Source organism: Devosia ureilytica, assembly GCF_024273195.1.
GTDB classification, from domain to species: domain Bacteria; phylum Pseudomonadota; class Alphaproteobacteria; order Rhizobiales; family Devosiaceae; genus Devosia; species Devosia ureilytica.
Genome location: NZ_JAMZCU010000005.1, coordinates 242,139 through 257,244 on the forward strand (window position 1 = coordinate 242,139; position 15,106 = coordinate 257,244).

A 15,106-nucleotide genomic window follows, 5' to 3' on the forward strand; every position below is an offset into this window, starting at 1 on the left:
CCACGAGCAGGGCATTTTCAATAACGTCCTTTCATCGAGGAGCCAATCGTGACCAACCCCACCCCGTCACAGCCAGAAACGATCCGCCTGTCGGGCAGGCCGCTGACATTTGGCGACCTGCGCGCAATCGGCATGCGGTCGTTGGGCCTCGATATCGATGAAACCTCGTTCACCAGGGTTCAGGCATCCCGGCGCGTTCTTGAAGCGGCCATTGCCGCTGGTCAGCCGGTTTATGGCGCCAATACCGGCGTGGGCGCCATGAAGGACGTGTCCTGGTCCGACGCTGACCTTGCCGCCTTCAATACCGGTCTCGTCCGCGCCCACCACTTTGGTACCGGCGACGCTTTTCCGGTGGAGGTGGTGCGCAACGCCATCGCCATCCGCATCAATATGGCCCTGACCGGCCATGTCGGCTGCACGCCGGAACTGGTGCGCATCTATGAGCGCCTACTGGATGCCGATGTGATCCCCGTCGTGCGTCGCACCGGTTCGATCGGCTGCGCCGATATCGGCCTGATGGGCCAGATCGGCGCGGTGCTGACCGGAGTTGGTGAGGCTTGGCACAATGGCAAGAGGCTCCCGGCAGAGGAAGCGCTGGCTCTCGCCGGGCTCGGCCCGATGCAACTGGCCCCCAAGGACAGCCTGGCGTCGATCTCAACCAACGCCGTCGGCTACGCAGCCGCAGCATCGGCCGTGCAAAATGCCGCCAAGATCCTCCGGGTCCTTCTGGCAACGGGCCTCACGACCGCGGGCGCTCTCGGGGCTTCGCGTGAACCCTGGAAGGCGGTCGCGCATGTGGGCACAGAGCGCGAGGCCGGTATCGGTGCCTGGCTCTATTTCAACGCCATGGGCTGGGACTGGCCGATCGGCACGAACGTGCAAGACCCGCTCTCGGTCCGCATGATGAGCCAGGTCTTCGCCACGGCCTTCGAAAGCCTCACCATCGCTGGCCGCACCGTTTTGGCCGCGACTGGTCGCACCGATGACAACCCGGTTGTCGCCGGAGGCCTGGTGCTGACCTCGGGCGGTTCGCTGCCCCTCGATGTCACGGTCTTCCTGCAGACGGCACAGCTCGCGCTGGCCCATGTCGCCCGCAATTCGTTCAACCGTTGCGTGCTGCTCGCCAATGGCGGCCGCCGCAACCTGCCGGTCAATCTGGTGGCGCCCGGCGTGATCGCGACCGGGTTCGGTCCGATCCTCAAACTTTCCGGCGAGCTTTATGCCCGCTGCCTGTCGTTCTCTTCCTCCATTTCGGCACAGTCCATGGTTGTCGCCAATGGCATGGAAGACGAAGCGGCGTTCCTGCCCCTGGTGGTCGAGCGGCTGGAGCGCCAGACCGAGGCCCTGTGCCGCATGGCTGCGCTCGAAGGGCTGCTGGCCGCCCAGGCCATGGACATATCCGAAGACCGCCCGGGCAATGTTCCGGGCATGGTCCATGCGCTCGTGCGCCAAAATGCGGCCTTCTACCGCGAGGACCGGCCGCTTTCCGCAGATGTCGAGGCCATCGAATGCGCCCTCTGCTCGGATGCCTTTGTGTCCGAGTTGGTTTCCCACTCCGCATTGATGGACCTCGACGCCTTTTTCGCCCTGCCTTCCCGCCCCGACCAAGGAGCAAACGGTGTCTGACTTCGATCTCAGCCTCACCGGCACAGTCATTTTGCCCGACCGCATTATCGAGCGCGGCCACGTCGCGGTGCGTGACGGCAAGATTGCCCTGGTTGGCGAAGGCCTGGGACCCGATGCCCACGAGCGGCACGATCTGGGCAATGCCATGATCCTGCCCGGCGCCATCGACGCACAGACCCATTCGCTGAGCCAGAAGAACCAGGAAGATTTCATCTGGTCGACGCGCTCGGCAGCAGCGGGCGGGGTCACGACAATCGTCGACATGCCCTATGATGAGGGCAATCTCGTGTGTTCGGCTGAAGCCGTGCGCATCAAGGTGGATCATGCAGCCCAGCAGGCGCGCGTCGACTTTGCCCTTTACGGCACCATCAACCCCGAAGAGAGCCCTGCCCGCATTGCCGAGCAGGCCGAAGCCGGCGTCGCCGCGTTCAAGTTCTCGACCTTCGGCACCGATCCCGTGCGCTTTCCGCGCATCCCTCCCGCCCTGTTGGAAGACTGCTTTGCCGCCGTCGCCAAGACCGGCCTGACCGCTGGCGTCCACAATGAGGACGACGAAATGGTCCGGGCCGCCATGGCCAAGGTCAAGGCCGCTGGAATTACCGACTACCGCGCCCATGCGCTGAGCCGCCCGCCACTGACCGAGCTGCTTGCATCCCTGCAAATCTACGAAACCGGCGCACAGACCGGCTGCGATGCCCATGTGGTGCATTGCTCGCTCGGACGTGGCTACGAGATCGCGCGCAGTTATCGCGACCAGGGTTACGCCGCCACCATCGAATGCTGCATCCACTATCTGACGCTCGACGATGAAAATGACGTCGCCCGCCTCGGCGGCAAGGCCAAGATCAATCCCCCTATCCGTCCCCGGGCCGAGGTGGAAAAGCTCTGGCAGCATGTCGCGGCGGGCAATGTCACGCTCGTCTCTACCGATCACGTCAGTTGGTCGGAGGATCGCAAGACCAATCCCGACATGCTCGCCAATGCGTCGGGCGTTCCCGGTCTGGAAGCGATGGTTCCGCTGTTCATCAAGGGGGCCCTGGACCACGGCGTTTCCCTCACCTGGGCAGCTAGGTTGATGGCGGCCAATCCGGCACGCCATTTCCGGCTCGACCATGTCAAGGGCGCTCTGGAACTCGGCAAGGACGCCGACATCACCGTGCTGGTGGATCGCGCGCAGGTCTATGACGCAGCGCAGAGCGGCCATAACGTGGTCGGCTGGAGCCCCTATAACGGCATCGAACTGCCCTGGACCATTGCTGGCACGTGGCTGCGTGGCCAGCAGGTTTTTGACGGCACCGAGGTTCTCGCAGCGCCCGGCAATGGCCGCTTTGTGCGCCCCGAGGCCCGTGCATGAGCCGCAACCTGCCCACAAGTGTCGCGCGGATCGACGAGGACATTGCGGCCCTCGCCGCGATCACCGAGCCCGGGCGCCCCTATACGCGCCGCGCCTTTACGCCGATATTTCTCGAAGGACGGGCCTGGCTCGCGCGGCGTTTTGAGGCCGCTGGACTGACTGTTCACATAGATGCCGCCGGCAATCTGATCGGCAGGAGAGCGGGCCTAAAACCCGACCTCGGCACTATCATGCTGGGCTCGCATTCGGACACTGTGCCCGAGGGTGGGCGCTATGACGGCATTGCCGGTGTTTCGGCGGCGCTCGAAGTGGCGCGCGCGCTCTCAGACCTCAACATCGCGCTCGAACATGATCTCGAAATCATCGACTTCCTTGCTGAAGAAGTCTCGATCTTTGGCGTCTCCTGCGTCGGCAGCCGCGGCATTTCCGGCACGCGACCGAGTGCCTGGCTGGCGCGGGAAAGCGACGGCATAGCTCTATCGCAGGCCATCGAAACCGTCGGCGGAAAGGTGGCGCAGGATGCAATCCGCAGCGACATCGCCGCCTTCCTCGAGCTGCATATCGAACAGGGTCCGGTCCTTGAAAACGAGGCGCTCGATATCGGCGTGGTGACGGCCATCGCCGGCATTACCCGCATCGAAATCATTGTCGAGGGCCGCGCCGACCACGCGGGCACCACGCCCATGGGAAGCCGCAAGGACGCGCTTTCCGCTGCGGCGCGGATCGCCCTGGCGGTGGAGGCAGAGGCCTCGGATCTGGCGAAGAGCGATTATCATTTTGCGGCCACGGTCGGCGAGTTCCGCATGGAACCCAATGCGGCAAACGTGGTCCCTTCTCAGGTCACCATGCTGATCGATGCGCGCGCTGAGCGCCGCGCGGACATGGAAGATTTCCTGGCGCGGCTCAGTGCCAAAGTTGCCGCTGTCGCGACGGAAACGGGCGTGACAGTCGCAGCGCCACGGGTGCTTTCAGACAATATGCCGACGCCGGGCGATGCCGATGTTCTGACCGTGCTTGAGGCGGCCTGTGAGGCAACGGACGCGCGGTTTCGGCGCATGGCGTCGGGCGCGGGCCACGACACCGCGTGGATGGCCCGCATCACCAAGGCCGCGATGATTTTTGTGCCCTGCGTTGGCGGCCGCAGCCACACACCGGACGAATCCGCCACGCCCCAGGACATTGCGCTGGGCGCCGCCGTGCTGCTCGAAGCCGTCCAGCGGCTCGATAAAGACTTGCAGGAGAAGAAATAATGGGACGCGTATTGACCGAAAAAGACGTCGAAGCCGCCGTCAAGGGTGGCTCCGTCTATGCGGCTGGCGGTGGCGGCTGGGCCGACCACGGCCGGATGCTCGGTTACGCGGCCGTCTCCATCGGCAAGCCGGAATTGGTCTCGGTCGAAGAACTGGACGGCAATGACTGGATCGCGACCGCAGCGGCCATCGGCGCGCCAGCCTCGACCACGCCCTGGGAGATGCGCGGCGTTGACTATGTGAAGGCCGTGCAACTGCTCGAAGACGCGCTCGGCGAGAAACTCACCGGCCTGATGGTCGGGCAGAATGGCAAGTCATCGACCCTCAACGGCTGGCTGCCTTCGGCCATCCTCGGCACCAAAGTGGTGGATGCGGTGGGCGATGTGCGCGCCCACCCCACCGGTGACATGGGCTCTATCGGGCTGGCCGGTTCGCCCGAACAGATGATCCAGACCGCCGTGGGCGGCAACCGCGACGAGAACCGCTATATCGAGCTGGTGACGCGTGGCGCCACGGCCAAAGTTTCCCCCATCTTGCGCACGGCCTCGGACATGTCCGGCGGCTTTATCGCGTCCTGCCGCAATCCGGTCCGCGCCAGCTATGTGCGCCAGCACGCGGCGCTCGGCGGCATCTCGCTCGCCCTCAAGCTGGGTGAAGCCATCATCGCGGCCGAAAGCAAGGGCGGCACCGCGGTCATCGAGACCATCGTCAAGACCACGGGTGGCGCGATCCTCGTCGAGGGCAAGATCGCCCGCAAGGCGGTGACCTATACCAGCGAGGCTTTCGACGTCGGCACCATCACCATGGAAAGCGGCTCCGTGCTGCATGTCATGAACGAATATATGGCCGTCGATGCCAAGGACGGCACGCGTCAGGCAACCTTCCCCGATGTTATCACCACGCTGTCGCCCGAAGGCGAGCCGCTGAGCGTGGGTCAGTTGGCCCAGGGCATGCAGATTTTCGTCCTGCATGTGCCCAAGTCGATCATTCCGCTGTCCTCGAGCGTGCTCGATCCGGCCGTCTATCCTCATGTCGAAAAGACCATGGGCATCGACCTGGCCACTTATGCTTTGTCGCGGGAGGCCTGAGCCATGCCCACGCCCAATCCGCGTCATCCCAATTTCCCGATCCCGGGCGGCAACGAGGTCCGAGCCCGCGGCTGGCGTCAGGAAGCGCTGCTGCGGCTGCTCGAAAATGTTCTTAGCGTCGGCGAAGACCCCGAAAACCTCGTTGTCTATGCGGCACTTGGCAAGGCGGCCCGCAACTGGGCGAGCCACGAGGCCATCGTCCACGCGCTCAAGACCATGGACGACGACCACACGCTGGTCATCCAGTCCGGCAAGCCGATTGGCCTGCTCAAGACCCATGCCAAGGCGCCCCTGGTCATCATGGCCAATTGCAACATTGTCGGGCAATGGGCCAAGGCCGAGGTCTTCTATGAACTCGAGCGCAAGGGTCTGATCTGCTGGGGCGGCCTTACCGCTGGTGCCTGGCAGTATATCGGCAGCCAGGGTGTCATCCAGGGCACCTATGAAATCTTCATGCGCATCGCCGCGAACCGCTTTGGTGGCGACCTGGCAGGGCGCTTCATCCTGACCGCTGGACTTGGCGGCATGGGCGGCGCGCAGCCGTTAGCCGGTCGCATGGCCGGCGCGGCGATCCTCTGCGTCGATATCGACCCGGAACGCGCCCGCAAGCGCAAGGAAATCGGCTATCTCGAAGAGGTCGCGCCGGACCTCGACACCGCCCTCGCCATGATCGAAACGGCCGTTAGCGAGAAACGCGCCACCTCGATCGGTCTCGTTGGCAATGCGGCCGAGATCTATCCCGAGATCGCCCGGCGTGGCATCACGCCCGACATCGTCACCGACCAGACCTCGGCCCATGACCTCGTTTACGGCTATGTCCCCTTGGGATACGCGCTCGACGAAGTCCGCGCCTTGCGCCAGACCAATCCCGCGGAGCTGATGGCGGCCAGCCGGGCCTCTATCGTCGAACATGTCAAAGCCATGCTCGAATTCCAGCGTCGCGGCGCGGAAGTCTTCGACAACGGCAATCTCATCCGGACGCAAGCCAAGGAAGGCGGCGTCGAAAATGCCTTCGACATCCGCATCTTCACCGAGGCCTATCTGCGTCCGCTTTTTGCCCGCGCCGTGGGTCCCTTCCGCTGGATGGCCAGTTCGGGGGATCCCGAAGACATCCGCAAGATCGATGACAAGTTGCTCGAAATGTTCCCGGACAACCAGATCGTCACCAACTGGATCCGGCTCGCCCGAGAACACGTGCCTTTCGAAGGCTTGCCGGCCCGCATCGCGTGGCTCGGCCATGGCGAACGCACCGAATTGGCATTGGCCGTCAATGAAATGGTCCGCAGCGGCGAACTGGCCGGCCCGGTGACCTTCAGCCGCGACCATCTCGATGCCGGGGCCATGGCACACCCCAATATCATGACGGAACGGATGAAGGACGGTTCGGACGCCATAGCCGACTGGCCCATCCTCGATGCCATGCTGCTCTGTTCGTCCATGGCCGACCTCGTCGTCGTCCATTCGGGCGGCGGTGGCTATGCCGGCTACATGACCTCGGCGGGCGTAACTGTCGTGGCCGATGGCACCGACGAGGGTGCTGAGCGCCTGGCCCATTCGCTGACCAACGACACCTCTCTGGGGGTCATGCGGTATGCGGACGCCGGTTATGCCGAGAGTTTCGACGAAATCGCCCGCAAGGGCATTGGCCATATCGCTTTGGCCTGAAGGAGATCGCGTCAATGCCCCGCACGACGGGCACGCGCATACGAGTTCAACCCGTTCGGCCACCGGTCAGCGCCAACGGGATGAAAGACGGTCCGATTGCTGCCCCGCAACCGGACACTAGGCCGGCGGGCCGGCTCGGGGTAACGGCTCTTGCAGCCCTGTCCCTGAGCCGGTCACGCCAGAAGGAACATGTAGTTATTCGAGATAACTATGTGGGGGAAAGGTTTCTGCCGCGAGGGGTTTGTTGCAGAAACCGGAGCCCAGCTTTGGAGAACAGCAGGCCGCGGCCTGGAGAAGGAAGAAACATGAGCGACAAGATAGACGGCCGCCACACGGCCAATCAGTTGACCATTGCTGACAAACTCAAGAATGGCATGGAATCTGGCCACATGTCCCGCCGCGAAGTGTTGCGGCGCGGCTCGGTTCTGGGCCTGTCGATGGCCTTCATGGGAAGCCTGTTCGGCTTCGACCGGGCCGCCTTTGCACAGGAAGCGCCCAAAGAGGGCGGCGTGCTCAAGCTGGGCATTTCGCGCCCTCGCGGTGTGGTCGACCCCCTGACCTCGCGCAGCCGCAGCGAAGGCTTCATCCTCAAGCCCGTCCTGCCCCCGCTTGGCCGCTTGCAGGCCGATGGCACCCTGGCACCGGGCTTGGCTGAATCCTGGGCTCCCAACGAAGACGCCACCGTCTGGACCTTCACCTTCCGCCCCACCAAGTGGATCAGCGGCGAAGCCTTCACCGCCCACGATATCGCGGCTGCCCTCGACATCCTGCTCGATCCGGCCAGCCCGTCCCCGACCGTTTCGGGCTATCGCGGCATTCTCTCTCACGGGAAGTACGAGGTTCCGGACGACAGCACGCTCGTCTTCCACCTCGACCGCCCCTATGTCGACTTCCCCTATATCGTGTCCTACGGCGCCACCGCCTGGTTCCCCAAGGGTTACGTGCAGGGCGATTTCGCTGCCGGCAAGGTCGGCGGTGTTGGCCCGTTCCTGCTCAAGGAATATTCGGCCGATCGTGGCGCCACCTATGTCAAGAACCCCGACTATTGGGACGCGGCCAACATCCATCTCGATGGGCTGGAAATCCTGTTCTTTGACGATGACCAGTCCATGGCCCTGGCCCTGCAGGGCGGCCAGGTCGATGCGCTCCCGGTTCTGGCCAGCTCGGCGGTTCTCGCCATCAGTGCCAACCCGGATTTCGAAGTGCTCTCGGCCCGTTCGAGCGCCTATAACTCGATCCGCATGCAGGTCGATGCCAGCCCCTTCAGCGACAAGCGCGTGCGTCAGGCCCTGGCCTATTCCATCGACCGTCAGGCCATCGTGAACACCATCTATAGCGGCGCTGCCGATGTGGGTAACGATCACGTCTTCGCGCCGGCCTTCCAGCAGTCTGCCGCAGTCGTGGCTGCCATTCCGCAGCGCGAACGCGACATCGAAAAGGCCAAGGCCCTGCTGGCCGAAGCTGGTTATGCCAATGGCGTTCAGGTGACGCTGACCTCGCAGCAATATGCCGATATCCCGCAATATCTGCAGATGGTGCAGTCGCAGGCCAAGGAAGCCGGCTTCGAGATCACGCTCGATCTCAAGTCGCAGGCCGAATACTATGGTGCCGACGACAACCAGCCGTGGCTGAGCGTGCCATTCGGTGCCACAGACTGGGGCGAGCGCGCTACGCCGGGCGCCATGATCACCCCGGCCTATCTCACCGGCGCGCCGTTCAACGAAAGCAAGTATGCCAATCCGGATTTCGACGCAGCGGCCAAGGCCTTTGACGCAGAAACCGATCCGGTCAAGCGCGACCAGCTTGCCATCGACGCCGCCAAGATCATGCACGAAGACACGCCGACCATCATCGGCTACTTCGCGCAGACCCGGCGTCCGGTCAGCAAGAAGGTCAAGGCCTTCCCGGCTGGTCCCGCTTCGCAGTTGGACCTGACCGGCACCTGGCTCGACCAGTAAGCTTGAACTCGGGGCCGGCCAAGGCCGGCCCCACCTGAACTTTTCGATCGGACCGCCCCATGCTCCGCTTTCTCCTCCAAAGATTGGCGCTCATCGCGTTGATGCTGCTGGTCCTGTCCGGTCTGGTCTTTTTCCTCGTGCAATTGCTGCCCGGCGATCTGGCGACCAATATTCTGGGCAGCCAGGCAACGCCTGAACAATATGCCGCCATGCGCGCCAAACTCGGCCTCGATCAGCCGGTCTGGGTCCGCTACTTCACCTGGCTTGGAGATTTCCTGCGCGGCGAATGGGGCCATTCGGTCAGCGCCGACCAGCCGGTGCGCGACCTGGTCCTGACCCGCTTCGGCAATACGCTCAGGCTAGCCGGCGTTGCCCTGGCCATCCTCATTCCCAGCGCCATCGTCGCCGGCGTCCTGGCCGGCCTCAATGAAGGCAAATGGATCGACAAGATCATCTCTGTCGGCGGCGCCACACTGACGGTTATCCCCGAATTCGTCAGCGGCATCATCCTCATGATCGTATTTGCCGTGTGGCTGCGGTGGTTCCCCATCAGCGCCACGGCCCCCAGCGACGCCGATTTCTGGACCACGGTGCGGCACCTCATCCTGCCGTCGCTGCCCGTCGTCTTCGTGTCCTTCGGCTATATCGCCAAGATGGCCCGCAGCGGCACGATCGAAGTGCTCGAAGCGCCCTATATCCGCACCGCGACATTCAAGGGCCTCACCCGCCGGCAGATCGTTCTGCGCCACGTACTGCGCAATGCCCTGCCGCCCACCATTTCTCTCTCGCTGCTGCAGGCCAGCTTCATCATGGGTGGCCTTGTCGTTGTCGAGCAACTCTTCACCTATCCCGGCCTGGGCAAGCTTTTGCTCGATGCCTCGACTTCGCATGACGTACCTACGCTTGAAGCCGCCGTGCTTCTGGCCGGCATCATCGTCATGGTGATGACGCTGCTGGCAGACCTCACCCTGGCCCTGCTCGACCCACGCGTGCGTGTGGGAGGCTGAACCATGCAAGAAAACACCATGTCCCTAACGCAAACGCCCGCCGAGAAATTGCGCGCGGAACGCCGGCAGCAGAGAGCCTTTCTCCTCCGCCAACTCTTCGGCAATCCCGGCTTTCTGCTCGGGGCCGTGATCATCCTCTTCTGGTGCCTCGTCGCCATCGGCTGGCACTTGATCGTGCCCTATGATCCCTTCGCCACCGGCATCACCATGCCGCTCGGCGCCCCAAGCCTCGAGCATTGGATGGGGGGCGATGATCTGGGGCGTGATGTCTGGTCCCGCGTTCTCGCCGGCACGGCCGACGTGCTCTCGATTGCTCCGCTCGCGACTGTCATCACCATCAGCGTCGGCACGCTGATCGGTGTTTGCGCGGCCTATTTTGGCGGCGCCATCGACAACCTCCTGATGCGCAGCGTCGACATCCTGCTCGTCTTCCCGCCCATCATCATCGCCCTGATGATCATTTCGGCCATTGGCGCCAGCCAGGTGACCATGATCATCATCATCGGTTTCTTCGGCGCCCCGGCGGTCAGCCGCACCATTCGGGCGGCCGCCATGCGCGAAGCCAATCGCGATTATGTCGCGGCGGCCGTGATGCGCCGCGAAAACAACGGCTACATCCTGCTGCGCGAAATCCTGCCCAATATCGAGGGACCAGTTGCCGTCGAAACCACCATCCGCTTCGGCTACGCCATTTTCGCGGCGGCCTCGCTTTCATTCCTCGGCGTTTCCCTGCAGCCGCCCGCTGCGGACTGGGGTCTCACCATCACCGTGCAGCGCATCTACATCCAGGTCCAGCCGTGGTCGACCTTGGGACCGGCTTTGGCGCTGGCGTCCCTGGTGGTCGCCGTCAACCTGGTGGCGGATCGCCTGCGAAAGGTTCTGGCCACACCATGACACACGCACCAGTCGCCATTTCGGTCGAGAATCTCGCCGTCGCCTATGTCCGCAAAGGCCGCATCCTGCCGGTCCTGCAGGACATTTCCTTCTCGGTCAGGCCCGGCGAGGCACTCGCCATTGTCGGGGAATCCGGGTGTGGCAAGAGCACCCTGGCCGCCAGCATCCTCGGCGTTTTGCCCGGCAATGCCCAGATCACCTACGGCACAATCAGGGTCGCGGGCCTCGACACCACCACGGCCGGTTTCGAAGAGCTGCGCGCCGTGCGCGGAACCAAGATTGCCATGGTCTCGCAGGAACCGGGCGGCGCGCTCAATCCGTCCATGACCATCGGCAAGCAGGTGGCTGAGGCCGTTTTGGCCACCCGCGGCTGTTCTGCCACGGAAGCACGGGCCCGCGCTCTTGAGCTGCTGACCCGCGTCGCCATTCGCGAACCGCAAAACGTTGCGCGTCGCTATCCGCACCAACTCTCGGGCGGCCAGCAGCAGCGCGTGCTGATCGCCATGGCCGTGGCAGGCGATCCCTCCGTGCTGGTGCTCGACGAGCCAACCACCGGTCTTGACGCCACGGTGGAAGCCGAAGTCGTTGAGCTGATCGGTCGTCTGCGTCGCGAAACTGGCGCGGCCATCATTTTCATCAGCCACAACCTGCGGCTTGTCAGCCGGGTCTGCGAGCGCATGGCTATCTTCTATGCCGGGCGTCTCATCGAAATCGGGCCCTCGGCCGAAGTGATCGCGAACACGGCGCATCCCTATACCAATGCGCTGCTCTCGTGCCTGCCGAGCCCGAGCCACGACAAGTTTGCCAATCCGGTCGCGCCCATTCAGGGCGAAGTGCCGCGTCCGGGCGAACTCCCGCCCGGTTGCGTCTTCAGCCCGCGTTGCCGCTTCGCCACCGACGCCTGCACGTCGGCGCAGCCGAGCCTTGAAGCTGTCGAAGGGACGGCCGATCATCGTGCCGCTTGCTACTATCCCGAAAAGGCCGAAGGTTCGGTCACCAGCATCCCCATCGAGCGGGGCCCGGCTTCGGCCGATGACGATTACGTGCTGGAGCTCGAGCACATTTCCAAGCGCTTCCGCAATCTGGTCGTCTGCGACGATATCAGCTTCAAGATCAAGCGCGGCGAGACACTTGGCCTGGTCGGCGAATCCGGCAGCGGCAAGAGCACATTGGCACGCTGCATTGCCGGCCTTACCCTGCCCGATAGCGGCATCATTCGCCTCAATGGCAAGGACTTATCGCTCCGCATCGAGCGTCGCTCGATGGCCAGCGTCCGGGCCGTGCAGATGGTGTTCCAGAGCCCGGAAAACACGCTCAATCCGTCTTTCTCGGTCCGCGCCATCCTCGGCCGGGCCATCAGCCGGCTGGCGCAGAAGGCCGTCAGCCCCGACAGGCTCGAAAAACTGGCCGAGAATGTGCGCCTGCCGCAGGTCTTTCTCGACCGCCGCCCGCGCCAGCTCAGCGGCGGCCAGAAGCAGCGCGTGGCCATTGCCCGAGCCTTTGCCGGGCAACCCGAACTCGTCCTCTGCGATGAGCCAGTCTCGGCACTCGACACGTCGGTTCAGGCCGGCATTCTCTATCTGCTCACACGCCTGCAGAATGAGGAACGGGTGTCCTACCTGTTCATCTCCCATGACCTGGGCGTGGTGCGTTATCTCGCCGACCGCATCGGGGTCATGTATCTGGGCCAGATGCTGGAGATCGGCACCTCCGCCGATATCTTCGCCGGTCCCCGCCATCCCTATGCAGACGCCCTGCTGCGCGCATCGTCGCTCGATGGCGGCGAGACGAGCCCCCTGCCTGCGGCCATGCCCGACGCGCAGGTGACAGAACAAAGCTGCCGCTTTGCGGCTCGCTGCCCGCGCGCCATGGCCACCTGCATTTCCGCCCCACCGCCGGTGCGCGAAGGCGAAAACGGACACCAGATCCGCTGCCACCTCACGCTCGAGCAATTGTGCCATCCCGGCACACCCACACCCGTTTCAATCGAGGCTTAGGATAGACCATGAGTGAGCTCAGCCCCGCCGTCGTCAAGGATGACGCCTTTACCATCGCCTTCCGCGGTGCCTATTTCGTTCTTCATCCGTCCATGCGCCGCGTGCGCGGTGAATTCGGCGGCAAGGTCGTCGCGGATTCCGAGGAAGCGGTCCTGTTTGTCGAGTTTCGCGACCCGCGTGATCGCGCCCGCGAAATGACCGAAAACAAGTTCTGGATGGGACGGTGCGAATATCACTGGCCGATCAAGGACGTCGATATGAGCGCCTTCCGCGCCAATGGCCGCCGCCGCCACGACCCACGTATCGGTGAGGGCGCGTATTACGATCTCGTCGTCGACGGTCGCGTGATCACGGACGCGGCCTGGGTCTGGGATGCGGCAGAGGATGATGCAGAAGTGCTGAACACCTATATCGGCATCTTCAGCCGTGCTCTCGACGGCCTTTATGAAGAAGAAGACCAGATCACCGGTCCGCGCAATCCCTACCACGCCGTGGAAGTGCGCCATTCCAGCCGCCATGTGCAGGTCGAAGTCGATGGCGTCATCATCGCCGACACGACTCAGTCGCGCATTCTCTACGAGACCGGACTGCCGCCGCGCTATTACTTCCCGCGCCAGGATATTCGTGGCCAGTATCTGACCCGCACCGACCTGCGCACCACCTGCCCCTATAAGGGCGAGTGCATTTATTGGTCGGTGAAGACTGAGGGCGACACACGCGAGAACCTGGCGTGGAGCTATATCCATCCCTATCCCAATGCCGGCAAGATCGAGCATCTGATTTCGTTCTATATCGAACGCGGTGCGACCCTGATCGTCGATGGCCAGCGGCTGCCTGCGCCCGGCACGCCCTTCCCGCCCGGTTTCATCGTCAAGCCGACCGCCAAGCGCGAAGGCGAATAGGCCGGCCCCGTAGTGACGCGGAGCCGCAGCTCGACTGCGGCTCCCACATACTGCCCATCGATCCGATCGCATTGATCATCTGAAACTGGTGTCGATCATAGTCCGCATACGGCGGCGGACAAAAACGCTTCAATGTCTGACTTGGGGTGCCTTTCTGCCCGAGGCTGCCGACCCCATTGGAGACATCCGAATTCGCCCAGCGCTTTGCGGAAAGCGGCCAGTCGACGGCGCCGTGAACTCTGCGATGACGCCCGGGAGGGTATGGATTTCGCGCCGTGGGCCGGCAAGGCACTCGAGCACTAGCCGTGGCTATGCCCGTGGCGGTGGTGAAGGTCGGGATAGTGCGGGTGCTTGTGCCGCATCGGCTCATGCCGGTGCCAGTGCGAGTGCGGTTCCTTCACAGGGCCGTCGTGGGTATGTTGGTGATGCTCGTCATGGAAATGGGCATGATCGTGCTCCAGCGTTTCGTGATCATGTTCGTGGTCGTGCCGTTCAGCCAGGTGCAGGTATAGCCCGATTGCCATCAGGACGCCGGCACCGACCAACTGCCAGGAAATGCCATCCCTGAAGATGGCGATGGCCAACACGGCTCCGATGAACGGCGCCAAAGCAAAATAGGCACCGGTCCTGGCGGTACCCAGGTGCCTCAGCCCGAGCATGAACATAACGAGGCTTACCCCAACGCCAAGAAAGCCGACCACTGCACCCGCACCCACAAGACCCGGGCCTGGCAGGCTGGCACCCAGCGACAGGGCCAGCACCAGATTGGTCGAGCCGGCCACAAGTCCCTTGATCATGGCGATCTGCACCGGGTCGGCCGACGACAATTTGCGGGTCAGGTTATTGTCTATGCCCCAGCACAGGCACGCTGCGGCGATGAAGAGGCTTCCGGTATCGAGGCTGAGACCCGTCCCGGTCCACGACAGCAGCATGGCACCGGCCAAAATCGCTGCAGCACCGAAGATGAGTTGCCGGTCAACGCTTTCACGAAACACGATCCAGGCGATGGCCATCGTGGTCAGGCCCTCCAGATTGAGCAGGAGGGATCCGGAGGACGCGCTGGTCTGCGACAGGCCCAGCATCAGGAGCAGAGGCCCGAGCATGCCGCCAAAAACGATGACGGCTGCCAGCCATGGCAGGTCGCCGCGCTGCAAGGAGGCCTCGGGAGGCGGCAATCCGATCAGCGGACGACCGACATGCACGATTGCGAGGCCAATGCCGGCGCCCAGGTATAAGATGCCTGCAAGCAGCCATGGATCTATGGATCCGATCAGGAGCTTCGACAAAGGAGCCGAAGCCCCGAACAGGATAGCGGAACCGAGCGCCAGGGAAACACCGGGCCAAAGGTGTGATCTGGGTGTCATG

General features: G+C 63.6%; 11 protein-coding genes. 10 read left to right on the plus strand and 1 reads right to left on the minus strand.

What is annotated here, in order from left to right; translation table 11 throughout:
• Positions 1-48 precede the first annotated feature (48 nt).
• The 10 genes from NIM87_RS14460 (at position 49) to NIM87_RS14505 (ending at position 13,741) form a co-directional block, all read left to right on the plus strand.
• A complete protein-coding gene (locus NIM87_RS14460; protein WP_254675400.1) occupies positions 49-1,626 on the plus strand; it encodes an aromatic amino acid ammonia-lyase in 1,578 nt (525 codons plus the stop codon).
• A complete protein-coding gene (locus tag NIM87_RS14465; RefSeq protein ID WP_254675401.1) occupies positions 1,619-2,980 on the plus strand; it encodes a dihydroorotase in 1,362 nt (453 codons plus the stop codon). Before NIM87_RS14460 ends, NIM87_RS14465 begins: the two co-directional genes overlap by 8 nt.
• Positions 2,977-4,230: a Zn-dependent hydrolase gene (locus tag NIM87_RS14470; protein WP_254675402.1), complete on the plus strand. Its 1,254-nt coding sequence runs from the start codon at positions 2,977-2,979 to the stop codon at positions 4,228-4,230. Before NIM87_RS14465 ends, NIM87_RS14470 begins: the two co-directional genes overlap by 4 nt.
• Entirely contained in the window at positions 4,230-5,318 is a 1,089-nt protein-coding gene (locus NIM87_RS14475) for a DUF917 domain-containing protein (protein ID WP_254675403.1), read from the plus strand. Before NIM87_RS14470 ends, NIM87_RS14475 begins: the two co-directional genes overlap by 1 nt.
• A 3-nt stretch (positions 5,319-5,321) precedes the next feature.
• Positions 5,322-6,983 (plus strand): urocanate hydratase, encoded by a 1,662-nt coding sequence (locus NIM87_RS14480; RefSeq protein WP_254675404.1) that lies wholly within the window; start codon positions 5,322-5,324, stop codon positions 6,981-6,983.
• Positions 6,984-7,288: 305 nt separating this feature from the next.
• Positions 7,289-8,941 (plus strand): ABC transporter substrate-binding protein, encoded by a 1,653-nt coding sequence (locus NIM87_RS14485; protein WP_254675405.1) that lies wholly within the window; start codon positions 7,289-7,291, stop codon positions 8,939-8,941.
• Positions 8,942-9,000: 59 nt separating this feature from the next.
• Complete coding sequence (locus tag NIM87_RS14490) at positions 9,001-9,948, plus strand: ABC transporter permease (RefSeq protein WP_254675406.1); 948 nt, start codon at positions 9,001-9,003, stop codon at positions 9,946-9,948.
• An 18-nt stretch (positions 9,949-9,966) separates the two neighbouring features.
• Complete coding sequence (locus tag NIM87_RS14495; protein WP_254675407.1) at positions 9,967-10,842, plus strand: ABC transporter permease; 876 nt, start codon at positions 9,967-9,969, stop codon at positions 10,840-10,842.
• Positions 10,839-12,839, plus strand: a complete 2,001-nt coding sequence (locus NIM87_RS14500; RefSeq protein ID WP_254675408.1) for a dipeptide ABC transporter ATP-binding protein — start codon at positions 10,839-10,841, stop codon at positions 12,837-12,839. Before NIM87_RS14495 ends, NIM87_RS14500 begins: the two co-directional genes overlap by 4 nt.
• Positions 12,840-12,847: 8 nt before the next feature.
• Positions 12,848-13,741: a DUF427 domain-containing protein gene (locus tag NIM87_RS14505; RefSeq protein ID WP_254675409.1), complete on the plus strand. Its 894-nt coding sequence runs from the start codon at positions 12,848-12,850 to the stop codon at positions 13,739-13,741.
• Between the two features lie 299 nt (positions 13,742-14,040).
• Here the strand turns inward: NIM87_RS14505 and NIM87_RS14510 are convergent, their stop codons facing one another.
• On the minus strand, positions 14,041-15,105 hold the full coding sequence (locus NIM87_RS14510; protein ID WP_254675410.1) for a DMT family transporter: 1,065 nt from the start codon (positions 15,103-15,105) through the stop codon (positions 14,041-14,043).
• Position 15,106 lies beyond the last annotated feature (1 nt).